The organism is Algoriphagus chordae (assembly GCF_003254055.1).
GTDB lineage: Bacteria > Bacteroidota > Bacteroidia > Cytophagales > Cyclobacteriaceae > Algoriphagus > Algoriphagus chordae.
Genome location: NZ_QKZT01000002.1, coordinates 358,453 through 383,152 on the forward strand (window position 1 = coordinate 358,453; position 24,700 = coordinate 383,152).

Sequence of the window (24,700 nt, forward strand, 5' to 3'; positions counted from 1 at the left end):
TGGTTACAATTTGATGTTTATACCAAGAATATACTCTCGGTAAAGTGGATACCGTAGATTATCCAGACCAGGTTGAAGCGCATTTCCTCTTGAACCCAATTCTGCATTATATCCTTCATAATTCGTCCAGGTAAGCAGGTTGTTTCCCGATGCATAGAAGGAGACATTTGACAGGAAACTGACTTTATCCAGTACAGAAGCAGGAAGAGAGTAGTCCAATCTCAAGGATCTCAACTTTATAAAATCAGCTTGACTCACCCAAAATGTGTTTGGTCCCAAGCTATTTCTAGAGCTTCCACTTGCATTCAAACTAGGGTATTTGGCAATATCACCCAGCTCATACCAAGCTTCCTCTACTCTGTCTGGACCTGGTACAACTGTACGAACCAGACGCTGATTTCTGGATTCATCATAACTTCTGTAAATGTCATTGCCGAAATTGTAGTCAATCATCATAGAGAGCTTTATTCCTTTAAACATGAATTCATTATAGAATCCACCAAATAATTTTGGCAAGCCATTCCCGATTACAGTTCTATCATTATTAGGATCAATATTGAAATCTCCATTCCAATCCTTCCACATCACATCACCACCTATAGGTACCCTATTTTGAACCTTCAACTGGTTTACATTCCCTGTGTAGGTTTGGCCGTTCTGCTCATAGTTGAGAAAACCTCCCTGCTCATCGAAAATCGGAGTTAATTGATTCCCATTGTCGTCAAAGGCATTGGACTCATTATAGGGAAATACTCCCTCTGCGGTGTAGCCCCACATGTCTCCAATGGATCCTCCTTCTCTGATAATAAAGTCACCTCTGATGATTTGACCGTTCTCTTCAGCCAGCTCTACTACTTCATTCACATTAGTTGCAATGTTGAAACTAGAAAACCATTGGAAAGAAGGTGTTTTCATTACATCGCCGCTAATGGTAAATTCTATCCCACTATTCTTGATCTGACCGATGTTATTACTGATGCTGTTAAATCCAGTTTCCTCAGGAAGTGGTGTAGGATAAAGTAGATCAGAGGTCAATTTTTCATAGTAATCGAAACTGGCATTGATTCTACCGTTCAAAAATCCAAAGTCAGCACCTACATAGGACTGCTGGGTAGTTTCCCAAGACAGATTTTCATTGCCTAATTGAGTAATGGCTATCCCATTCAAGCCATTGTAGAGAAATCCAGGGGAGTATAAGGTACGGCTATCAAAGTTTCCGATCCTTTCATTTCCATTTTGGGAAATCCCAGCACGTAGTTTGAATTCAGAGAACACAGATGAAATTGGTTTCCAAAATGCTTCATCACTTATTCTCCAACCTATGGACAATCCTGGAAAAACTCCATACTGCTTTGCTGAACCAAATCGGGACGAACCATCTCGTCTTATAGTCCCACCAAATAAGTACTTGCCTTTATAATCATAAGTAACTCTACCAAACTGAGAAACCAAGGAATGGCTTGTGGCCGTAGTTCGGGTGTTTGCCGCATCCAATTCAGCCACGTTGTTAAAGGTCCTTACTATGTCATTATTGAAGTTAACCGAGCGGAATCTGGAATATTCATATTGCCATCTCTGAAATTGAACCCCTACTACACCAGTCAAATTATGATCACCAAAGCTCTTTTTGTAGCTGAGGTAGTTTTCCTGTTGAATACTGTAGTTCAAATTGGTGATTTCAGATCCTGCTGGTGGACTGCCTAATGGCTGCACCACTGTAGGATCAAAATCATTATTTCTGCCTAGCTCCAAGTTGACTCCCAATGTGGATTTAAACTTTAGAGAGGGAAGGATGTCAATTTCCCCGTAGGAAAAAATCTGTCCTACGTAATCTCTGCTTCTCCTCACAGTGAAAATTGTTTCAGCAACTACGTTTTGTTGACTCGAAGTTTGTGGCACATAGGTTCCGTCCGCATCTTGGGTAGGCAGATATGGGAAATGCGTAGCGAGCTGGCCAAATATAGATCCTTCATTCAGGCCGTTTCGTTCCAGATAGGATGCATTGACACGAGTTCCTATTTTTAGCCTTTTTAAGACATTAAAATTAACATTCAAAGTAGTATTAACCCGTTGAAAACCAGAATTATCAACAATCCCATCTTGGTTTAAAAACCCGGTATTCCAATAAAAATTTGCATCATCTTTCCCTCCACTTAGAGCAAGACCAACCTGGTCACGAACACCAACTCTGGTGATCATTTCCTGATAATCAAAATCTTGATTGAACATTGTGGAAAGTGAATCCGCAGGAGGTCCAGGGTTTATTGCGTTGTTACCAACCCGCGCCAGTTCATAAATCCTAGCCTGGCGGGTGTTTGAAACTGGGATTTTGGTTGCCAAAGAACTATAGCTGCGCACATAACTCGCATCAATCTTTGTTTCGCCACTGGCACCTTTTTTTGTAGTGACAAGTATTACTCCATTAGCTGACTTGGAACCGTAGATTGCTGCAGAAGCTCCATCTTTAAGTACCTCAATAGAGGCAATGTCATTTGGGTTCAGGTTTTCTATATTATCCAATTGTTGTCCATCGACAACATACAATGGTCCTGTACCACCATTCAAGGTGGATGTTCCCCTGATTTTGATATCGGATGGCTCACCCGGTCCGCCATTAGAAGTAATAGAAACCCCTGCCATTCTCCCCTTCATCCCATCAAGTACCCCAACTGGCGTGGACTGTTCCAGTTCTTCTGATTTAACAGAAACTACAGAACCCGTCAAATCCCGCCTGTTCTGCTCGCCATAGCCCATTACGACTACCTCACTCAATTGTGTCATATCCACCTCCAGGGTGACATCTATTTGAGCCTGATTTCCTACGGTGATCTCTTGTGGATTATATCCTATAAAAGAGAATATCAGTACATCTCCTGCTGAGGCTTTAATCTGGTACTTTCCATCAATGTCAGTAGCTGTGCCAGTGGTACTCCCTTTTACCAATACAGTAACCCCAGGCAACCCCAGGTCATCTTCTTCTGATATTACTGTTCCCGAGATAAGATTCTCCTGCGCAAATAGAATCGTATGGCACAAAAGCATCGAAAAGAAGAGCAATACTATTCTTTGTAAAATTTTATGAATCATTTCAATTTCATTTAACTATCTGTTTATATATCATGTCTACTTTTCTTGTAGACATCCTTTTTGAGGATTATTGTTTTTGGGTAAAGAGGTTATTTAAGGTTTATTTTATTCATTCAGATATCAATTAAAATGTTCATACTTATTCACTCTATTTATCAGGCAGTCCTTTTAGCTTAAAGATCAATTATTAACTATAAATAATTCCTGACAGAATCTTTAAAGGCCCCATAAAATCAACTCATTGTTATCATCAATTGAATAGCATACCATTAAGAAATCTTCAATTGAAAACTGTTGCAGTTTGCCTTAGATGAAGACTTTTTCGTTTGTTCATTAATCCGGGATTATTGATGAATACTCATCACAATATTTCTCGATTAGAACACTCTAATCTTCATTTTATTCAAAAAATAAAAATCCAAAAAATAGGTGATTTCGTACAAATCCACTTTAATTCACGGTATAGGCGGAATTTAATGACGTTTTTAAATGATAACTAAAAATTTTTCGATTGACGAATTAGGATTAGGAATGGAAGGAGATACACTAAGCCAAAGAAGATTTAGCATAGCTATAAAAGTTCTCAGCGAATTCTCACAAAAAAAATGATTAAACTGTAATTTGAAAAATCACTACAGTGGTTAAAAAAATCCTGCAGGTAAATCAATCCAAACCGAGCTCTTCTTTGAATCGTTCGGAATAAGCTTTTGGACTTAATCCATAATGTTTTTTAAATGCCTTTGAAAAATAATTAGGATCTTTAAAACCTACTATATAACCCACTTCTGATATATTCGTTTTATGTTGCTCTAAAAGTGAAGCAGCCTTTTTCATTTTCACAGTCAATATAAAATCCTTTGGCGTCTGATTAGTCCATGCTTTAAACTTTGTAAAAAGTAAAGATCGACTAATACCTAGTTCCTCTGTTAGATATTGTATATCAAAAAACTCATTTGTTATATTATCCTTAATGATCTGAATTGCATTTTTCATCATTTCCTCATCTCTGGAATTGACACTCACATCAGAAGAAATAAATTCTCCGGCCTCACCTATTTTCTTTCTTAGTTTCTCATGAGTAGCGAGGATATTCCTGCATTTCAACAGCAGTTCTCTAAAATCAAAAGGTTTGCTTAGAAACTCGTCTGCACCGGATTCCAATCCATCGTATTTATAAACCAAGGACGTTCGGGCAGTCAAAAGAATAAAAGGTATATGACTGGTACGAAGATCAGATTTCACCTTTTCGCAGAATTCAATCCCATCCATTACAGGCATCATCACGTCGCTTATTATCAGATCAGGCTGAGCAGATATGGCCTCTTGGTAACCTAAGGCCCCATTTTCTATCAATACTGTGCGATAAGTCTTGGATAAAATACTTTGGATAAAAGTGCCTATTTCCTGATTATCTTCGACGATTAGGATTTTGGGAGCATCTTCCAGTCGGTTATTTCTTTCTTCAGTATCCAACAATAAATTGGCATCATCTAGAGACTCAGGCAAAATATAATTGGAGATTTCCTCACTACTAAAAAAGGACTCTATTACCTCATCATCCGAGAAATTATCCCTACCCAAGCTGAGCTCCATTACAAAATCACTCCCCCTTCCCTCTTCGCTCCAGACTTTCAATTGGCCCTTATGAAGTTCAATCACATTTTTTGCAATAGCCAATCCAATTCCAGAGCCTTTCTTGAATTTGGATTTATTTCCTTGAGAGGGAACCTCATAGAATCTATCAAAAATTTTGTCCAAATACTCTGCGGCAATACCAGTACCGGAATCCTTCACATGAACCTCCACCTTATTCTCCACCAACATTACACTCACTTCGATCTTTCCACCCGAAGGGGTATATTTAAAAGCGTTTGAAATGAGATTATATAACACCTTTTCCAATTTATCCCTGTCGAAATAGACATTGATCTGCTCGTGTGTCGTGAAGAACTGATAGTCTAACTCATACAATTTGGCTTGCTGGGTAAAGGACAAAAAAATCTCTTTGGTAAACTTTACTATATTCCCTTCTGCAGCTTGGAGCCTCATTTGCTTATTTTCCAACTTCCGGAAATCCATCAGCTCATTTATCAACTTAAACAGATGATCCGTATTTTTTTTGATAACCTGAAGCTGTCTGAAAACACCACTTGGTCCTTTGTATTCAGAAATTAATTTGTCCAAAGGAGCTGAAATTAAGGTCAGCGGAGTTCTGAATTCATGAGAAATATTAGTGAAAAACTGCAACTTCTGCTGATTCAGCTCTTTTTGATTTTCAAATTCCCTGGATTCCATTTCGAGCTGATGCTGTAGCCTCAACCTTGATCTAAAGAAAAATATAACTACTAATAAGCCAGACAATATAATCACCGAGTAAAGAAAATAAGCCCAACCAGTCAGCCAAGGGGCACTTTTGATATTGATAATCAAGCTGGTGATTTCCGCACTTTCTATCCCATCCTTATTTACTCCTTTCACTTCGAATACATAATCCCCTCCACGTTGTATGGTGTAGGATACAAATGGGTTGGAAGTCCTCACCCACTCATCTTCCAAACCCTTGAGGCGATAGAAATAGGTGTTTTTATCAGGGTTAAGGTAATTAGGCATGGAAAAATGTATGGAAAAAATATTCTCGTCATAGTCCAAGGTAATCTCCTTTGAATACGCTATGGACTTGTCCAAAATGTTGGTATCATCTCCCACCCGAATTTGTCGATCGGAAATATAAAATTGGGTAAGCACCACCTTAGGGGCTGTAGCATTTTCAACTTCCAATTTGCTGGGATAAAATGATGTCACGCCTGAGGCACCACCAAATAAAACTCTTCCAGAGCTGGTAAATAGTTTGGCTCGCCTATTAAACTCATTGGGTTGGACCCCATCTTTACTATCAAAAATCCTATGGTTTCCAGATACAGGGTTATACATAACCACGCCTTCTTCTGTACTTAACCAAAGCTTCCCATCACTAGCCTCACTTATAGCAAAAACGCTAGTGATTTTAGGGATTTCCAGATGAATCAGTTGGTTTTCTTCTATATAGAACAGCCCGAAATCATTTGCTGCAACCCATATTTTATTCCCTTTCATACTTTCCACAATATCATGTACATACAAGTCACTTTCCCTTCCATCTTCCATTTTCAAAGTTTGGAAGTTGAAAAGTGCTTGCTCATAGGACGACTTAGTAAGAAAACAAACACCTTTGCCAGTTCCCACATATAGATCCCCAGATTGTGTTTCGGTGACCACCCTCACATTGTTATTGGGTATAGCTGGAACTTGGCCCGCGGAAAAATGCTGAAAGTCTTTGCTTTTTGGGTCTAAAAGGCTGAGCCCTTTATTCAATGTACCAATCCATATCTTTCCGTCAGATGCTTGCTCCAATTCTAATAATTGATTGGTAAGAAGGCTATTGCTTTTATTCAGTTTGGGATCATACCTATATTCTTCAAAGTTTCCGTTCCTTAGATCATAATGGATCAATCCTCTGTTGAAAGTCGCTACCCAGACTTTCCGTGAGTCTTCGTATAGCATATCTTTTACGGAACCAATAAAGTTGCCATCAGCAAGTTTATTTATTTTCTTAAACCCCTGATCTCCAACCTCCATCACATTAATACCTGTACCCTCTGTCCCTATATAAATATTGGTATTGTTATCCTCCATAAAGGAGCTAACCACATTGTACCCCAATTGCGTACCAAAATGCTCCTGAATTCTTTCAAAATTGAGCTGCTTTTCACTCCAATAATTGATCCCTCCAAAATAGGTTGATATCCAAATCCCTCCATCCCTATCGGTAAACAAAGCTTTAACGTCTTTGCCTTTTAAACTATTCGGGTTTCGGGAATCATGTCTGATCTGTGCTAAAAGTTTGTGATTGTTATCCAGGACGTTTACTCCATCATAGGTGCCCACCCACAGCCTATTTTTATGGTCAAAAGTAATAACACTTACCTCTTGGTTAGTAAGTTGCCCTTCCCCTTTCTTATCCCCGTATCGTTCAAAAATTTCTTCATGTACACGATAATAAAACAACCCATGCTTAGTACCAATCCAAAGATTCCCGATCAAATCTTCCGCTAGGCAAGTAATTTCAAAATTCCCATTGAACTGTTTATCTGAGGCTTTTGGGGAAAATGATTTGAAGGTCAATTGATCATTTTTATCTCTTATAGCTTTATTAAGCCCATCCTGAGTACCCAGCCAGACTTCCCCGTTTTTACCTTTATAAATAGTGGTGATAAAACTGGAGCTTAAAGAAGTTACCTCGTTCTCCAGGTGTTTATAAACCTTGATTTCCTTCTTGTCTTCATTCAAAACATGAAGACTCTCACGTGTAGCAACCCAGACCTCACTAGCATTTACCCTCATGACATCGTAAACGAAGGATGAAGAGATCGATAATTTTTCCCCAGCATTGAAATCATGAGATTTTTCCAGCATGGGATCGAAATGGCTCAAGCCTCTTTTGGTGCCCATCCATACGCCAGTGCTATCCAATGCGATAGCGTATATATCATTGATTCTTAATTCTTCCACATTTCCAATATCCCGCCGTACAACCGCCAAATCATGGCCATTATACTTCATCAAGCCATTTCGGGTTCCAAGCCAAATCATCCCCATTTCATCCTGGGCAATACTGTTCACTGGGTTTAATGAGAAACCATCGGATGTGGGTAAATGGGTGAAAAAATTAAATGAATCCTGAACCTGAGCAAAGGAACACCTTATGAAAAAAAAGAAATACAAAAGCAAAACCCAGAAAGTCTTTCTCTTCCTGGAGCATCTACCAATATTCAATATTCGTTTACTTACAAACTCTATTTTTGATATACTTTCATATCGCATACAGTCTTGGTCATAGTTTGGGTTGTTAATTGACTCTTCAAAAGTCAAACTTTTAATATTTACTTAATATTAAAAAAATTCAAAACTACAGAGCCTATTAATTGGGCGAAATTTAATATAGGCTCCTTTTGAATTTAGCATTATGAAATCCTGCAAATGAAATTGTTCATCCAGAAGTTACATCAGAATAGTATAAAGTTGCTTTAATAATCAGACTTGCCTGTACTGCCCTATACTGCTTATAATTAAAAAGGGAGAAGATATGCCTATCCTCTCCCAATTGAGCTACACAACTTAAACCCACTCCGAAAAGTTGTTTTATAATACGCTCAATTTTATAGTCTTCAAATCTTTTTCGAGACTGGAGGCTCCCACAGAAATAGTGAAATCGCCAGGCTCAACCACCTTTTCCATTTTCTGATTATATAGTGAGAGATTATCGGGGTTTAATTCAAAAACCACTGTTTTCGTCTCTCCTGGAGCAAGTGTCACCCGTTCAAATCCCTTTAGTAATTTATCATAGCGCCCAACAGAGGCAAAATCATCTTTGATATACATCTGAACTACCTCATCTCCCTGAACTTTCCCTTTGTTGGTCACATCCACGGAGACACTAGTAGTTTCATTTGATTTAATTTCCGATTTGGCCAGTTTTAGATTAGAATAATCAAACTGCGTATAGCTTAGTCCAAAACCGAAGGGAAAAAGAGGAGTTTTTTCACTGAATTTATATTCCCCTTTTCCAGAACCCACAAAGTCTGGTCTTTCCAGGTAAGTAACAGGAATCTGACCTACGGAGCGTGGAAATGAAACCGTCAATTTGCCTCCAGGATTGTAATCTCCAAACAACACATCCGCTAATGCATCACCAGATCTCATCCCTAGATACCAGCTCTCGATTATAGCAGGCACATTTTCCGCTATATAATTAATAGTCAAAGGTCTGCCATTGACTAAGATTACCACTACAGGCTTACCTGTTTTATATATAGCTTCTACTAACTCATTTTGTACACCAAACAAATCCAAATCATCCCGATCAATCCCCTCCCCACAGGTCTGCGTAGATCCTCCTACTGCCAATACCACGACATCAGATTTATTTGCAGCGGCAATTGCTTCCTGAAACCCGGCCTTGGAATCGCTGGTAAGTTTAGCCCCCTCGGCATAATTGATTTGGATTTGATCACCCACTTTTTGCTTGATCCCTTCCAAAATGGATGTGTAATAAGGGGGAATTCCTGAGTACCCTCCCATCAAGGTATATTTCTTTCCCTCAGGCACTTCTTCATGCGCATTAGGCCCAATCACTGCAATTGACTTGATTTTACCCTTGTTTAAAGGCAGTAAATTATTCTCATTTTTAAGAAGTACTACTGCCTTTTTTGCAATGTCAAGAGCCAATTCCTGACTCTCTGGAGTACTGATCACAGGCTTCACCTCGTCGGTATTATCCTGATCAAACAATCCTAATTTGTATTTCATTTTCAGAATACGGGAGACACTGGCATCTACAAACTTGACCAAATCAGGATTACTGGTTAAGGTGTCTTGCAATACATTCATAATGTACGCCGCATCTGCTGGGTTTTTCCCTATCACCAAATCCATATCCACTCCTGTCTGTAACCCCATTACAGCTGCTTCCTCTCTGGATTTGGCTATATAATGCATGTGATGCAATCGAGAAACATCGTTGTTGTCTGACACCACAAATCCATCAAAACCCCACTCATCTCTCAGTAAATCCTGAATCAACCAAGTATTCATATGGCAAGGAACACCATTCAGATCCTGATGCCCAGGCATGATAGCTCCTACCCCTGCTAGCTTCACCGCTGCTTCAAAGGGAGGTAAATGAATTTCAAATAATCTACGCTCAGAAATATCACTAAAGCCGCCATTGATCCCTCTGCGGTTTTCCGGATAGGCTACAAAATGTTTTGCTGTAGCCATGATATGATTCTCATCGAACTGCTCTTTGCCCGTTCCTTGTAACCCCTCTATAAAAGCCACCCCCATCTTGGAAACCAAATATGGATCCTCTCCATAAGACTCTTCCACTCTCCCATATCGTCCATCACCTGTGATTACATCCAAGTTTGGTGAATAGCAATGGGTCAGATTTGCTGCTCGTGCTTCCTTAGCAATTGCAGTTGTCATAATCCTGATGGATTCTGGGTCCCAAGTAGATCCCAGTGCTATAGCTTGAGGATATACAGTCGCGCCAGGCAACCAAAGTCCGTGAAGACATTCACTGTATTGCATCATGGGAATCCCAAGGCGCTCGTTAGCTGGTGCATCCTGAGTCAACTCCGCCACTTTTTCTTCCAAGGTCATCTGTTTCAGCAATTCGGAAACTTTTTTGTCAATTTCAGAATCAGGGTCTTCCTCTTTTTTGACCATTGCATTTGACTGACAGCCTGCGATGAAAGCTACGAGCATGAGTATGCCAAGCAGGAAATTAATACGATGTCTTACCCACATATTTGGTAAAATTTACTGTTGAGTTTATTGTTATGAACTGTTCAAATAAAGGTCAAAAACAACTTCCTATAGTCTAAAAATAGGGTGATTTAGTCCAGAGTGAAGAAAAGACTTCAGGATAAGCTTCAATAAAAAATACTGTTAAACGACTGATTAATAAACATTAAACCTATACTGATTTATCAATCAGTGATGGGATTAGCAGAAATATAGTCTAGAAGTAGTTTCCTGACATCTTCCACTTTTCCTAGCTCCAATCCTCCTGAAGTTGCTCCAGTGATCCAGTACAATACCATACCCGCATCAGAACAATCCCACTTACCCTTTTGGAATTTTACCACATCATCCACTTCAGCCATTTTGCCCAAAAGCCAGATCCATTGAACCCTTGAATCAAGATGATTCTTTGCCCAATCCCATTGCTCCAAGTCAACCTTGAGGTATTCATTTTGATCCGGAATTCGAACCTCCTCAACTCCAAAATCAAGAATTTGAGCCCAAGTATAATAATCCCCAGCATCATCATTGGCGGAGTGATGAGTAATCACCTTTACAAACTGATGCTTCTCTGGATTGGATTCTTTCAAAGACATACCTATTATATCCGGCTCCCCAGCTTCCACTATCCACAATGGATCCTCAGCTGTAGATTCGTTTATAGCTTTAGCCAAATCACTGACTGTTTCTTCTTGCTGCCAAAGTGCATCGAAGAAAATCAAGGAATCATATCCACCCCAACGCCGTGCTGTCACATCACAAGCTAGCTGCATCATATGATGCCGCTCCTTTTCTGCCCGATCTGAAATTCTAGGACCTCTCACCAAATCACAACTATGGGAATAATGCACCAATCGATCTGACAATCCTGCTGCCCGTAGTAAAGCTAAACTCACGGCAGTCCCTCCGAGATCATCCGGGTCAGGGGAATTCCCATCTGCTACAACAGCAATTCTGCCCGGAGCTGGCGCAATGGCTACACCCTTGAAACGAGTATTTGCAATAGTTGAATCAGCGATTTGACTTACTTCGCTAGAATTTTGATCGGTAGATGGAGCTGGAGTTAGAATTCCATCGGGAGTGTAATTGATGTCTTGAGTGAGTAAGAATTGGTCAAATTCAAAACCATCCTCGCGCATACTGAATTGAATAGTATGAATACCTGTATTCTCGACATCCAAGTAAATTTGATGAGGTACTCCACAATGTTCCTCTTTGGTCCTTTGCTTACTTGCCCAAGTCCAGGCATTTTTACCCTCACACCATTGCATTCGCTGACCACTCGGTGGCCAGGAATCATCAATTCCCACATGTATGCCATTATCTTCAGTTCCTGTGGAAAAGGCTCTCACCCAAACATAATATCTTCCTGGATTTGTGAAATTTACCTCATAGCTGACAATTGCCATCTCCCCCGCTTCATTGGAGAAATTTTCTCCTTGAATCAACTCATCCTCATGGGTAACTCTGGTATCGGGTAAAATTTCCAAATATGCTTGCTTACTAGCTTCTTTTGTATGATTTCCATCTTTATCAGGCAAAACAGCTGCTGTATTCTGCTTCGTAGTAACGTACCATTGCCGTTTTTCAGTCCTATTTTGCCTGGAAAAATTCTCAGCTTCAACCACAATATTCCCTTGTAACTCTACATTCCTTTGTGCTTTTAGGTCTGAAGCGTTAGCTGCAAGATTAATGAAAAGCAATACAGGTAAACTCCTGAATAATTTTGAAAACATAATAAGTTGATTGCATCAATAGCCTTATTGACTTTAGTTTAAATGAAAAAAAACGAATTCCTATAAATAAGGTATAAGAACATACTTATTTCCTAATACCCGGTTCAATACGGACCGAAAGATTCACCTGATCCTCTGGCCATTGGGAAATAATCAATTGTTGTCTAGTTTCATCCCAAGTAAAATTTCTCACATCCCAATTTCCAGTTTTCTTTACTACTTCCAGTCCTACCTGTTTAATGGGATTATGTGTTAGAGCTAATTCATTTCCAAGGCGTACTGTAAACCCATCCGGATAGTGCCTGTTTGCTCCTATAAAAAATTGTGAAGAACCTTTAGAGTTATCTGTTGAAAGATTCACATCCAAAATTCGGGTTGCGAAGTCAAAGTGGAATGAATGTATTTCTCCTGCGATTTCCTGAGGATATGGTCTAGCAATAATATCAGTAATGTACTTTCTCTCCACTGTACCAACCCCCACAGAATCGCTGAAAATGGCCCAAGTCGAAGGCCCAGCAGGAAGAAAATCCTGCATTACTCTATTTCCGGAAAACCAGGCTTTGATCGTCCCTACCCCCAAACTGTCAAATAAATTAACAGTGTGAATGTAAAAATCCATGTACTCCCGCTGAGCCTCATCAGAAGTATCTGTGGTCAAAAAGGTAGGAAAACCCCATTCACCAACTAGCATAGGACCGTTTTGCAACTCAGCTTCCTTCACAAATCTCAACATGGTAGGTCTAATCCATTCTTCTTTATTTTGATAAATATGAGGGGTAAACACTACGTTTTCTCTGTCAATGGCTCTGGTGATTTCAGCATATTGATTGTGATTAATTGCATCGCCTTTGTTCATGAAAATCGCCTGACAATACATTACTTTCCCTTGGTCTATTTCAGTGTAAGCATCAATAATCTTCTGGTAGATCGGGACTAAAAAATTGTTGGTCAAATCAGCATAGGAAATATCCATTTCGTGCTTTCTGGGTTCGTTGACCAAATCATACCCGTTTACCGCATCATTGCTTTTGTACCTGTTCCAGATATTTTTCCAGGCAGCAATGTAAGTTTCCTGCTCCCCATTTTCGTTCCTGTAGAACTTTTCCCAGTTGAACCCTTTTACTCCATACACGGTCATTTTGAAAACCGTCTTTATTCCATGTACCCGACCAAGATCGACTAAGCTGTCCAGCTTAAGTAGATATTCAGGCGATAATTTACCTCCGGGAAAGCTACTCAATTTCCCCAATTCAAGCCTGATTACCTGAAAATTGGCTCCCATTCGTACCATTCTCAGGTAGTCATCCGAAGTATAAAAAAGCTCCCCCACGGCATCATTGGTACTCACCACAAATCCTCTGGGAATCACATGTCTACCATTATCATCTTTGAATGGTTTATTATTTTGGGCAATTGACTGAAAGCAAATGGTCAATATTAATAGGATAATCCCATATGGAAATTTGAATTTTAAAATCATAATTTGCTTGTAGAGCTTTATTCTTTAAAATAGATTTTGTTCGAGATATATCAGCTCATAATAATACCAGAAGAGAAGGTGGAAAACATCCAGATTGCGGGTATTAAAATCCAAAAATCAATCATTATTGGCATTATAGAGTCAATCACGTTAATAAAAAAGTTGAATGCCTTTATTTTCAAGAAATAGCCAAACAGTGAATTTAAATCTGGGACAATTTTATTAATATGAGTTCACTCAACTGGAGAAAAAAAGTATTAATGGGACAAAAAAGAAGACAAAAAGTGGGACAAATCCTGGGACAATTTGAATTAAATGGAATCAATTTCTATCCACAACATGCATACAAGACCCTATAAAACACAAAAAGTTGACCGTGAAACGATCAACTAATTGATTAGTAGCGGGAACAGCGCTACACACTAATCTTGACATTCAGAGACTTATGTAAAAACTGGGACAAAAACTGGGACAGGTTCATTTTGCTTTTACATGTTTAAGATTATTTGAATTGAACCATTTCGAGCCTCTCAAAACATGTGTATAAATTCCGTATAGGCACTTTTTAAGTTTCTGATTTTTGAATGATCTTTATTCTTAATGATGTAAAATCAGAAAACGAACCTATTTTAAACAGGTTCAAAACCAGAAAATGAACCTTTGAATTTCTTTCTAATTTGAAGGTATTTGAGTTGTCTCCCGATTGAAATAATTTGAATGGATTAGAACTTCAATTTAGTCTCGTACAATTCGTACGGTACGAGGGGTACGAGCCGTACGAGGTATACGAATTTTAGGATTTTGGTTTATTAGATATTCAAACACTCACTTTTTCATGCTTCCCATCCAGTTTGTGAGGATGGACAAGGACCTCAACAGGTAAGATATTTTCTATACCCACCTGCCCATTTCCAACTTCATTTTGAGTATTATCCTCACTGTCGCTGTGTTGTGGGATTGATTGAACATTAGCAATCTGCGGTATCATCCCATCCGGATCAATAAACCGCAATGGATTATTGAAAGCATAGTTATAAGGAGAATTCCTGCGCATCTGCTCTGCCATCGGATCCATCACAAACCAACGCCAAATAGCAGGATCATTTCTTTACGCTCAGCCTCTATTATTAAGACATGGATTGTAACCCCATTATCAGCTAACCCTTCACTAAAATATTCACGAGACATTTGCTTTAATCTTTGCTCTCTCCATAATGGTATCCAATAGACGTCTTCAAAGTTAATCTACTTGGTGAAGAAATTCACTGTAATTAAAATTATATACAAGTTACTACTTCCTTTAAATTAAGTTTAATCCAAATATCTCGTTTTAAATAAAATTGTGTTCAACATCTGATTTTCATCAAACAAAAACATAAAATAGCTGGAGTTTTCAAAATCTTTCACAATTAATGTATCGATAGCTGTCTCGAGGTTAAATTTATCCTTAAAGATATTATAAGGAACCCCAATTTTAATTGCTCCTGAGTCTATTTTGTACTGATCAGATTTAATTTCAGCCTCTAATAAAATAGCGTTACCCGAGGCTTTGTGAAACTTAAAAAAATCCTTTTCATTGGTGAATGAAACTATAGTGTCATTTAAGGATTTGTTATGAATATTTGGAACTATTAGTTCTGATTTTATATCGATTTTACTTTCCACATATGAAAAACTCAACTCATTATCTAATACACTAAACACAAAATCGTCATCATTAATAAACTTTTTCGTTTGCGAGGAATCCTGATTAAATATCTCTTTCATTGGGACTTCATTGTCATCCGACTTTTCTTGAAAATTCTTTTCACCTTTTACATTTCCAGTTCCAGTACCACAAGAGAACACAATTAATAAATTCAAAGAGTTTAAGCCTATTTTCATATTTTCAATATTATTTACCTAAGAAGTATTTTAAATCGGTTGGTGCGAATCGAATATTCAAATTCCCAAAGCAAGCAGTTTCAAATGGCGTGTGTTTAGTAACAATTACTTCATAATGCAAATGAGGTCCTGTTGTATTTCGTCCTGTATTGCCAGACACTAGAATAAGATCCCCTACACTAACCGGTTGGCCCTCTTTTTCTGGAATCGAATTGCCGTGTGCATACAAAGTGTAGACATTACCATTACTGTCTGAAGACGGACCATGATCCACGATAACCGTGTTTCCATAAGTTTTTGAATTGTATGCTTTAACGACTTTTCCCGATGCAGTCACCGATACATTTGTTCCTATAGAAACAGCATAATCAGTTCCTCCATGGGTATTTGAACACTTTTCACAGGTTCTTGTTGACTTAAACGCTGAGGATACCCGAGCATTACCAACTGGACTATCAAGCACTTCACTTTTATTTTTAGTACTTCCTCCCCTGGTTTCAAAGTCACCTATATAATCCTCCCCTTGAATATCTCTAGAACTAACCTTTTGTCCATACCCAACATCAATCATGACTTCATCCCTCTTTTTTCCAACCTGCCCAGTCCCCACTTCATTTTGGGTGGGATCCTCACTGTCGCTGTGTTGTGGGGTAGCTTGTACATTTGCCACTTGTGGCATCATTCCATCCGGATCAATAAACCGTAATGGATTGTTAAATGCATAGTTGTACGGGGAATGACCACGCATCTTCTCTGCCATCGGATCCATCACAAACCAGCGCCCAATAGCAGGATCATACATCCTAGCCCCAAAATCATAGAGACTCACTCCCAAGTGGCCGTTTGCCTCTTTTCTATTATAAAGATATGGATTAAACCTCCCTACAAGCTGGCCACTCGCTAAATCAGTCCACTGGACTGATTATTCACACTCGATCCTCTGCATACTGGTACCCCAAACCTGAAAGCTCTACACCCCAAGGATCATAATGAGTTTCCTGGACGATCAAAATGCCCTGTACTAAGGATTCTGAATTGATCAAACCATACATCATCAGAAGTTTCATTCACCAAGTAAGTTTCTATATATCCATCCTTTGGAAAAGCTATCTTTTTGATCAGTTCCTCGTGCTTATTCCTCGCTTTTTTTGGATAGGATTACTTTTCCTTGTTCATATAAGGTGGAATCTGAATCATACAAAGCATAACCCATATAAGCCTCTGGTAAGGTTTTCTGTTGCAGCTCTGTGATCACCAAAGCAATCACGTTGGAAATGGCAATTTCATTCAACTTCTCCGGCACTTAGTTTCTGGCCATATTCATTAGACTGTTGAACTTTAATTATCCGTATGAATGACTGAAAAATTGTGTAAGAAAATAGCAGAAACAACTAACAGCAGGATGGAAACTCATTTCCCAAATATCCCAAGCTTTCACTTTTTACATCAATGAGACCTGCATTATCAAAAACGAAATAAAATTTAACCAATCCATGATTTTGGAACCAGCAATAAATTATTCCATTAGACTTCTCAAGTATAAGAGAACTTAAATCTACTATTTCAAACCCTAATCCTATTAGAGTATTCTTTTTATCTAATGGTCTATCTTTAATAATATGCTCTATATCTGATAAATCATTAACAATTGAATAACTACCAAAGTCATTCGGATTTGAAATAAAATAACAATACTTTTTCATTATCGCCATCTCTCCCTCAACATTAAACAATCTTACATATAAATTAAAGGAGTCCAAGTTGATTAGATTTGACAAATAGTAATAGTCATTAGTTATTCTACTAGTACTATTTTCTACCAAGACCCAAGGATAAGCTTTTACAAAACTTTCATGAGAATCATGTCGAAGTACTATGAAATTTGGCTTAGTTGAACTTTTATTATCAGTAATATTGAGCAATTTAGAATTAGTCGATGAGTCCAATACACTTATTGTATAATCATCATAGATTTCATTTGGCACTATGCCAAGAAATTTATGAAAATAATATCCCCTAGTACTGGTTTGAAAAATTCTATACATAGCAGTATCATCCCCTCTTTGAAAAACCCTAAACAGTGCAATTACACTGACCGTGACACATATTGCCAAAACCAGAAATTTACTCAATTTCCCCATATACTTTTCCTAATAATAGATTGCTGACTTAAATTGAAACCTGCTCCTTGTACATAGGCACTCCTATAATCCATAATGCTATTGGGATCTTCTGTATACCCTTGTGAATTATGATCAAACTTAAATAGACCATGACCTAATTCATGAACGGAAGCATTAACATATTTCCATGTATCAAGAACTCTCCCTTTGGGTTGCATACTTAGTTCATTATATTCAGTAATAGAATGTGGATCACCTAATCTTGCGTATCCACCTGCCCCAAAGCTATCTCTTGATAGATTAAAATTCTTTATAGTTATTGTAGCTGTAGGAGATCCCTGCCACCAAGCTTTCAATCTTCCCATTATTGATTCATCCTTAATTTTTAACTTAGAATTAAATCCATTTTGGACAAGAGTACTTTTTAAAGTTTTGTAATAATCCTCATTATTAAATCCTGTAGGTGTGATCCATTTACTTACAAAAATAGTTGGATCTCCAGTCGTATTATTTTGCACATTCCCTCCCTTAGTTTGATAACTTCCATAAAATGAAGAACTGGAAATGGTAGAGTTTCTTGCACTACTTTCTCCATACCCATCAGACCATAGAAAATCTTCCCTATCCTGCCCCACCTGCCCAGTACCCACTTCATTTTGGGTAGGATCCTCACTGTCGCTGTGTTGTGGGGTAGCTTGTACATTTGCCACTTGTGGTATCATTCCATCCGGATCAATATACCGTAATGGATTGTTAAATGCATAGTTGTACGGGGAATGACTACGCATCTTCTCTGCCATCGGATCCATCACAAACCAGCGGCCGATAGAAGGATCGTAAAGTCTAGCCCCGAAATCATACAGGTTCACTCCCAAATGGCCGTTTGCCTCCTTGCCGTTATAAAGATAGGGATTGACCTTGATTCCTCCATATTGATAACCTAATCCGCTAAGCTCTACACCCCAAGGATCATAGTGTGTCTCCTGAACGATCAAAGGCCCTGTACTTAATATTCTAAATTGATCAAACCAGACATCATCAGAAGTCTCATTCACCAGGTAAGTTTCAATATACCCATCCTTTGGAACAGCTATCTTTTTGATCAGTTCCTCGTGCTTATTCCTGGCTTTTTTGGACAGGATTACTTTTCCTTGTTCATATAAGGTAGAATCTGAATTGTATAGTGCATAACCCATATAAGCCTCTGGCACTGGCTTCTGTTGCAGCTCTGTGATCACTAATGCTATCACATTGGCAATAGCAATTTCATTGACTCCTGCTGCACTAAGATTCTGACCATATTCCGTAAGCTGTTGGATCATTTTTTTATCCATGCCCGAGCGAACAAAACTTGCCGGGGAGAGTCTTATTTTCTTGGGATCAACATACTTACCAAATACACCAAGTTCCACGCTGTCTCCTTGTTGCACTTCCTGGGAACGGAAAGGTCCCAAAATCCTATTCCTTCCAGCATTCAGCCAGGCTGTGACATATCTTTTAATAATCTTTAAAGATAATTATGATCAAAGGAACATAAAAGGTTATTATTTTATCAAAATAAAAACTATTACCAACAACTAACACAACATGCTAAAAATAAATCATCGATTTAAAAACCATTAAACAGTTCAATCAGTTTATTTCAATATAAACAGCTATGGTATTATTTTTTTCAGAAAGTAAAGTTCCTGAAAAAGACATGCTTTTTCTATTATCAATTTCCACTTTATATAAACCTACTTTATTTTTATTCGAAAAATCTTTAAGTGGTCCATGGATAGAATCACTTAAAGGTAGGTGATCAAATTGAAGTGATTTTGATTCTTGATATACTTCTTTAAAAGACTCATTATCTAATTGAAGAACAATAAATGAAAACCCATCCCCATTAAAATTATTCCATTCATCCTTAAATTCTAATATCTCAGCATCACGAGGTATTGATAGTCCACTTATTATTCTGGCTACCTTTTGCGGAGTTCTAGGAGGAAGGTTATCAATATATACCATATAAGTAATCAATAAAGCGATTACTAACAGAACAGGAAATATTAAAATTCTATTCTTCATGAATTAAGGATATGTGATTTTAAATGATTTGGCTCCAACTGCTTTTCCATCTAAATTTACCAATCTTGTTTTTACTTCTGCTTCAAATGATCTAACACCCCAAGGCTTAGGATCGAAATCAAAATTATCATAAAACCCAACTGCAACTCCTTTAGTATTATAATAAACTGTTGCACGTCCAAGAGAATTACCATGTTCAGTACCATAAAATGAGATTACTTTTGCAATAACTTCTTGTCCATTTAAATTGGTAGAGGTTCCTTTGATATCGTCAGCCCCTTGTTGTTTTGCCAACTTTACAATTTCATTGAACTGCTTTTTAGTCAAAACCATATCGCCTTTTCCTAACCAATAACGTTCAAACATATCTTTTCCTGCATCTGTACCCATCTGATTCCTATAAAAATTCCCATATCCAAGCAAATCCGGTCTGCCATCCTGACAACAATCTTTATTCTCTGAATTATTTTGATCATTTTTTTTCAAATCAGATAGATATCCTCCATCTTCTGTATGACTCCATACATTACCGATATCAATATCTTCCCCATATCCCCCTTTTACAACCTGCCCAGTTCCCACTTCATTTTGAGTTGGATCCTCACTTTCGCTGTGTTGTGGGGTTGAATGAACAATTGCAACCTGCGGTACCATCCCGTCCGGATCAATAAACCGCAATGGATTGTTAAATGCATAATTGTACGGGGAATGCCTGCGCATCTGTTCAGCCATCGGATCCATCACAAACCACCTTCCTATTGCCGGGTCGTACATCCTGGCCCCATAGTCATACAAATTCACTCCAAGGTGGCCGTTTGCCTCCTTGCCATTATAAAGATATGGATTCACTTTGATTCCTGCATACTGGTAGCCCAGTCCTGAAAGTTCTACCCCCCAAGGGTCATAGTGTGTCTCTTGGACTATCAGTGGTCCTGTGCTTTCGATTCTAAATTGATCAAACCAGACATCATCAGAAGTCTCATTCACCAAGTAGGTTTCTATGTACCCATCCTTAGGAACAGCGATCTTTTTGACCAATTCCTCGTGCTTATTCCTGGCTTTTTTGGACAAGATTACTTTCCCCTGTTCGTATAAGGTAGAATCCGAATCGTATAGTGCATAACCCATATAAGCCTCAGGTACCGGTTTCTGTTGCAGCTCGGTGATCACCAAAGCTATCACATTGGCAATGGCAATTTCATTCACTCCTCCAGCACTTAGATTCTGACCATATTCTGTAAGCTGTTGGATCATTTTTTTATCCATTCCCGAGCGAACAAAACTTGCCGGAGAAAGTCTGATTTTCTTGGGATCAACATATTTCCCAAATACCCCAAGTTCCACACTGTCCCCTTGTTGCACTTCCTGGGAACGGGAAGGTCCCAAAATCCTATTCCTTCCAGCATTCAGCCAGGCTGTGGCATAGCCGCCCGGTGTTTTATTGTGCTCTCCGGCACCTTGACGGGATTCTTTGATATTCTTAAAGTATTTCTCTTCTTCCTCTTCATTCTCAGGTTCCATGGTGGCTATTCTTGCTCCGGATATTGGCGCACGTATCACCTGTCTCACATTTCCAAGATGGTCTTTCACAAAGAATTCATATTGGAACGCTGAGTTTTCGTAGGCGGCCCTTCCTTCCTCATGGAGAATATAAGAAATCGCATTGTTTTCGAATACTAGTTCTCCCAGATAATCGAATGTCTTTACAGTTGCCCCATCCGTATTGACCTGACGTAGTTTTACCCCTCGGGCATTATACCAATAATCAATTTTCTTATTGGTTCCCGAGAAAGTGATCGTGACCGGAAGATTTAAATGGTTGTAGGTGATGGATGTGATATCCTTGTCCAGGTTTTTCGTGAGGTTTCCGTTTCGGTCGTATAAGTAATTCTCGCTACTCGTGCCTTTAAAATCCTTTGACAGATAGGTGTTGGTGCCCTGGCTTTCACCTACCTGAATTAGCTTATTGCTGTTTGACAAATAAGTATAAGATAAATTATCCACCAATGCCCAAATAGAGGCAGTTTGCTGATTCACCCGCTGCATGGTGGTGATATTACCATTCGCGTCGTAATTGATATAGCCTAGATTGTAACGCCCGTTGTGTACCGAATTTGTGGGAACTGTATATTGAGCAGTCTTAAGCCTATTGGCTGCATCGTAAGTGAAATTATAGACTTTTTTGATGTCGTCCTGCCCTCTCCATTCTGTTTTTGCAATATTTCCATTCCAATATTGTCCAGTTCCTCCCGATTCATAAAACAGTTCCTGCGCAAAAACTTTTGAAGAGGCATTGCTGACTTGAGGATCGTTGATTTTCTTTAGCCAACCCCTGATATTATAGGTGAAACTTGTCACGGCATCCCCTCCAGCTGGATAGGCTTTGGAGGTGAGTTCTCCCAATTGGTTATAAGTATGAGTTGCCAAAGTAACTACTCCACCCGAATTGATTCTGTGGGTAATATGGCTTAGAGCACCCGAATTATTGTATACGTAACCTTTGGTAATGGTATAGGTACTTGGCGTAGTGTGTTGGGTGATCGTCTCCAGGGGTTTGTTTTCAAAATCATACTTACTGGAAATCCGTACCGTTCCCGCCAAATGGTGATCAGAAATTGTTTGGACCACCCGTCCCTGCGAATCATAGTAAATCGCTGTTTCATATCGGGTGTTGTTTCCCAGGTTTTTTATTAAAGTCCCGGTTAACATTCCCGTGGTCTTGGTACTGGAATCATGATAACCCGTAGGTTTCACATAAGTGAGTGCGGATTTTCTGAATGTGTAATTGTCATAGTAATTTACGGTCAGTACATCTCCCTCACCATTGCCGTCGGTGGACCTTGGAAATCCTCCTGCATTGCTCGTTCCGGTTTTGCCTGATGTGGCATTGATCACTGCATTATTATTCCCCAATCCATCAACTAGGGCCTGTAGAGTTGCGCGGTTCCCTGAATAAGTAACCAAACCGGTCATTACTTCACGACCTAACACATCATACTTGGCAAAAAGCCATTTTCCCTGAACCAGTAAAAGACTATCACGGGATGCCACCAATCTATCCTGCTTGTCATAAACCATCTCTTCGGGAGCTTTACCTGGAAGTTTTTTGGTGATCTGCCTACCCCTGGAGTCATAGGAGTAGAGATAATAGAGGCCATAGCGGTTAGAGTCCCAGGTAGAGCCTCCCCAGTTGTTGGAAGATCTTAATGTACTGATGGTCTTAGGTGGCATCACTACCCGTAACCTTCCCATCAGGTCATACACATAATACGTACATAGCCATCCATCATGGTGAGAGGTAGGCGCGGTATCAATCTGGACTTTCTTTAATATCAGTCTACCAAGCTTGTCTTTGTATTCAATAGTTCTTTGATCCTGCTCATTATAGGTTTCAATTTTGGAAAGAGAGCCATTTGCAAATAATCCACCATTGACAGGTAAACCTGATGAATTGACTGTCCATATCCTAACTGAGTCAGCGGCAATGTTTACATTTTCAAAAAGCTCAATTTCATGACCTATCCAAGGCGTTCCTGGTACTCCCTGCTTAAGTATCCTATTTAATGGAGAAGCTTCATATGTTTTATCTGCATACCCACGGGAATCTGAATATTGGGCAGTGTAATAAGAACTATGAAGGGAGGTCGCAGCGGACCTATACAACCCTTGGTAGGATGTATTATTAGGAAATGGAAGGTAATCCCTGTACTGTCTTCCCAATGCATCATATCCAAAGGCCGTTATAATATCAGAACCATTTTCCGAAGCCTGAATCCCGACTTTTTGGCTTACTCTTCCTAATCCGTCGTGATAGGTAGTTTGTTTAAAGGAAGCTTTTTGGGAAGAGTTCCTCAATGTATAGTCCCCAGTCAGGGTATCTCTTGCTGCATATTCACGAGTCCAGTTTAAGTCTTCGGCATAGCGGTTGATTCTTACCGGCATCTTTGAGGTTATACAACCAGTTGCTGTATAGCGATAAGCTATATAATATGTTTTACTGGAGGTCACATTTAATACTGGAAGACTTTGGGTTGTATATGGAAGTAATACTTGATTATTGTCATACCACTGGTATGTAAAACCTGGTGGAGCAGGATTAGCCATGAGTGTATCATTTCCATCTGCGATCAGGGTTATGTCTGGGACTGATGGTAACACTATTGGACAGGGATCTCCCGTGCCTCCCGTAACGCTCACAGTCATATAATCATAATATGTCCCGCTTACATCCGAATATTCATAATATAGGCTATAAGTACCAGCAGAAGCCCACGTGAGAATGTTGGAGCTTATAGTTGTACCCGAAGCCGTGGCCCCGTTTACATCCCAAAAGTAGGTGCCAGATCCAGGAGGTGCCACTTGACTAGAACCACTGTAAAAATTAACAGTATAGCTGGTCTGTACACCTGCTGATGCCGAACTGGAACCCACCAGGTCGACATGGGTAATGGCTTGGGAAAAGCAAAAAGTAGTCCCTATTACCAACATAAATGGGAAAAGAAATAGAAATTTCATGGTTCAATTCTTTTAAGCTTAAGACCAAGATTTCTTATTTCTTTAGGGTTGGCTGGAATTAACTGTAGTCCGTTTTTATTCAGAATCACTGAATATGACAACAACAACCTCTCATCCAGTTCGATTTCCAATATCCCTTCATTATTTAGAATCCAATTACCGTTTACTAATTGGGTGTTCCCATGATCATTCCAAGAAGATTCAAATTTTCCTCCTTCATGGAATATGTATATTCTTGACCGCATGCTTTCTAACTGGCCTTTAAAATGCTCTTCCCTTAATGGATTAGCACTATTTCTACTCTCCAAAGCTGATTTCTCCATTTGCATATCCGCATCCATCATCCATACCCCTGTCAAAGCCTGAATAGTCAAACTATCTTTGGATTGTGCCATTCCCCCTAGGTGGAACATTCCCAAAAAGAGTCCTGTGAAAAATAAGTATTTATATGTACCCATATC

15 protein-coding genes and 1 pseudogene are annotated in these 24,700 nt (G+C 39.0%); all 16 read right to left on the reverse strand.

Annotation, left to right across the window (positions count from 1 at the left end):
• Window positions 1-3: 3 nt before the first annotated feature.
• Window positions 4-3,087, reverse strand: a complete 3,084-nt coding sequence (locus LV85_RS03570) for a SusC/RagA family TonB-linked outer membrane protein (protein WP_111316805.1) — start codon at window positions 3,085-3,087, stop codon at window positions 4-6.
• Between the two features lie 663 nt (window positions 3,088-3,750).
• Window positions 3,751-7,746, reverse strand: a complete 3,996-nt coding sequence (locus LV85_RS03575; protein WP_158531130.1) for a two-component regulator propeller domain-containing protein — start codon at window positions 7,744-7,746, stop codon at window positions 3,751-3,753.
• A 519-nt stretch (window positions 7,747-8,265) separates the two neighbouring features.
• A complete protein-coding gene (locus LV85_RS03580) occupies window positions 8,266-10,434 on the reverse strand; it encodes a beta-xylosidase (protein WP_245942127.1) in 2,169 nt (722 codons plus the stop codon).
• Between the two features lie 182 nt (window positions 10,435-10,616).
• Entirely contained in the window at window positions 10,617-12,167 is a 1,551-nt protein-coding gene (locus LV85_RS22185) for a hypothetical protein (RefSeq protein ID WP_211318371.1), read from the reverse strand.
• Between the two features lie 85 nt (window positions 12,168-12,252).
• Window positions 12,253-13,647 carry a cellulase family glycosylhydrolase gene (locus LV85_RS03595; protein WP_111316808.1) on the reverse strand — a complete coding sequence of 465 codons (1,395 nt, stop codon included), beginning with the start codon at window positions 13,645-13,647 and terminating at the stop codon, window positions 12,253-12,255.
• 817 nt (window positions 13,648-14,464) lie between these two features.
• Complete coding sequence (locus LV85_RS03600) at window positions 14,465-14,722, reverse strand: hypothetical protein (protein ID WP_146260419.1); 258 nt, start codon at window positions 14,720-14,722, stop codon at window positions 14,465-14,467.
• 236 nt (window positions 14,723-14,958) lie between these two features.
• Window positions 14,959-15,531, reverse strand: a complete 573-nt coding sequence (locus LV85_RS03605) for a hypothetical protein (protein WP_111316810.1) — start codon at window positions 15,529-15,531, stop codon at window positions 14,959-14,961.
• 10 nt (window positions 15,532-15,541) lie between these two features.
• On the reverse strand, window positions 15,542-16,213 hold the full coding sequence (locus LV85_RS03610) for a M23 family metallopeptidase (protein WP_317046429.1): 672 nt from the start codon (window positions 16,211-16,213) through the stop codon (window positions 15,542-15,544).
• Between the two features lie 9 nt (window positions 16,214-16,222).
• Window positions 16,223-16,393, reverse strand: a pseudogene (locus tag LV85_RS22365) (RHS repeat domain-containing protein); the annotation flags it as partial.
• Between the two features lie 64 nt (window positions 16,394-16,457).
• Window positions 16,458-16,598 carry a hypothetical protein gene (locus LV85_RS22010; RefSeq protein WP_158531131.1) on the reverse strand — a complete coding sequence of 47 codons (141 nt, stop codon included), beginning with the start codon at window positions 16,596-16,598 and terminating at the stop codon, window positions 16,458-16,460.
• Between the two features lie 65 nt (window positions 16,599-16,663).
• On the reverse strand, window positions 16,664-16,834 hold the full coding sequence (locus LV85_RS22015) for a hypothetical protein (RefSeq protein ID WP_158531132.1): 171 nt from the start codon (window positions 16,832-16,834) through the stop codon (window positions 16,664-16,666).
• An 88-nt stretch (window positions 16,835-16,922) separates the two neighbouring features.
• Entirely contained in the window at window positions 16,923-17,672 is a 750-nt protein-coding gene (locus LV85_RS03615) for a hypothetical protein (RefSeq protein ID WP_111316812.1), read from the reverse strand.
• Window positions 17,660-18,988, reverse strand: coding sequence for an RHS repeat-associated core domain-containing protein (locus LV85_RS03620; protein ID WP_111316813.1), 1,329 nt, complete (start codon window positions 18,986-18,988; stop codon window positions 17,660-17,662). The genes LV85_RS03615 and LV85_RS03620 overlap by 13 nt, the downstream gene beginning before the upstream one ends.
• A gap of 298 nt (window positions 18,989-19,286) precedes the next feature.
• Complete coding sequence (locus LV85_RS03630; protein WP_111316815.1) at window positions 19,287-19,724, reverse strand: hypothetical protein; 438 nt, start codon at window positions 19,722-19,724, stop codon at window positions 19,287-19,289.
• Window positions 19,725-19,727: 3 nt separating this feature from the next.
• Window positions 19,728-24,239 carry a DUF6443 domain-containing protein gene (locus LV85_RS03635; RefSeq protein WP_211318372.1) on the reverse strand — a complete coding sequence of 1,504 codons (4,512 nt, stop codon included), beginning with the start codon at window positions 24,237-24,239 and terminating at the stop codon, window positions 19,728-19,730.
• The gene (locus LV85_RS03640) at window positions 24,236-24,697 is read right to left on the reverse strand and encodes a hypothetical protein (RefSeq protein WP_111316816.1); all 462 of its coding nucleotides are present in this window, start codon (window positions 24,695-24,697) and stop codon (window positions 24,236-24,238) included. The genes LV85_RS03635 and LV85_RS03640 overlap by 4 nt, the downstream gene beginning before the upstream one ends.
• Between the last annotated feature and the right edge of the window lie 3 nt (window positions 24,698-24,700).

Coding starts and splice junctions, on each gene's coding strand:
- LV85_RS03605 (WP_111316810.1), bottom strand. CDS start 15,531: ATGAAAATAGGCTTAAACTCTTTGAATTTATTAATTGTGTTCTCTTGT.
- LV85_RS03570 (WP_111316805.1), bottom strand. CDS start 3,087: ATGATTCATAAAATTTTACAAAGAATAGTATTGCTCTTCTTTTCGATG.
- LV85_RS03615 (WP_111316812.1), bottom strand. CDS start 17,672: ATGGGGAAATTGAGTAAATTTCTGGTTTTGGCAATATGTGTCACGGTC.
- LV85_RS22185 (WP_211318371.1), bottom strand. CDS start 12,167: ATGTTTTCAAAATTATTCAGGAGTTTACCTGTATTGCTTTTCATTAAT.
- LV85_RS03620 (WP_111316813.1), bottom strand. CDS start 18,988: ATGGATAAAAAAATGATCCAACAGCTTACGGAATATGGTCAGAATCTT.
- LV85_RS03580 (WP_245942127.1), bottom strand. CDS start 10,434: ATGTGGGTAAGACATCGTATTAATTTCCTGCTTGGCATACTCATGCTC.
- LV85_RS22010 (WP_158531131.1), bottom strand. CDS start 16,598: ATGAAACTTCTGATGATGTATGGTTTGATCAATTCAGAATCCTTAGTA.
- LV85_RS03630 (WP_111316815.1), bottom strand. CDS start 19,724: ATGAAGAATAGAATTTTAATATTTCCTGTTCTGTTAGTAATCGCTTTA.
- LV85_RS03640 (WP_111316816.1), bottom strand. CDS start 24,697: ATGGGTACATATAAATACTTATTTTTCACAGGACTCTTTTTGGGAATG.
- LV85_RS03600 (WP_146260419.1), bottom strand. CDS start 14,722: ATGGATCCGATGGCAGAGCAGATGCGCAGGAATTCTCCTTATAACTAT.
- LV85_RS03595 (WP_111316808.1), bottom strand. CDS start 13,647: ATGATTTTAAAATTCAAATTTCCATATGGGATTATCCTATTAATATTG.
- LV85_RS03635 (WP_211318372.1), bottom strand. CDS start 24,239: ATGAAATTTCTATTTCTTTTCCCATTTATGTTGGTAATAGGGACTACT.
- LV85_RS03610 (WP_317046429.1), bottom strand. CDS start 16,213: ATGATGCCACAAGTGGCAAATGTACAAGCTACCCCACAACACAGCGAC.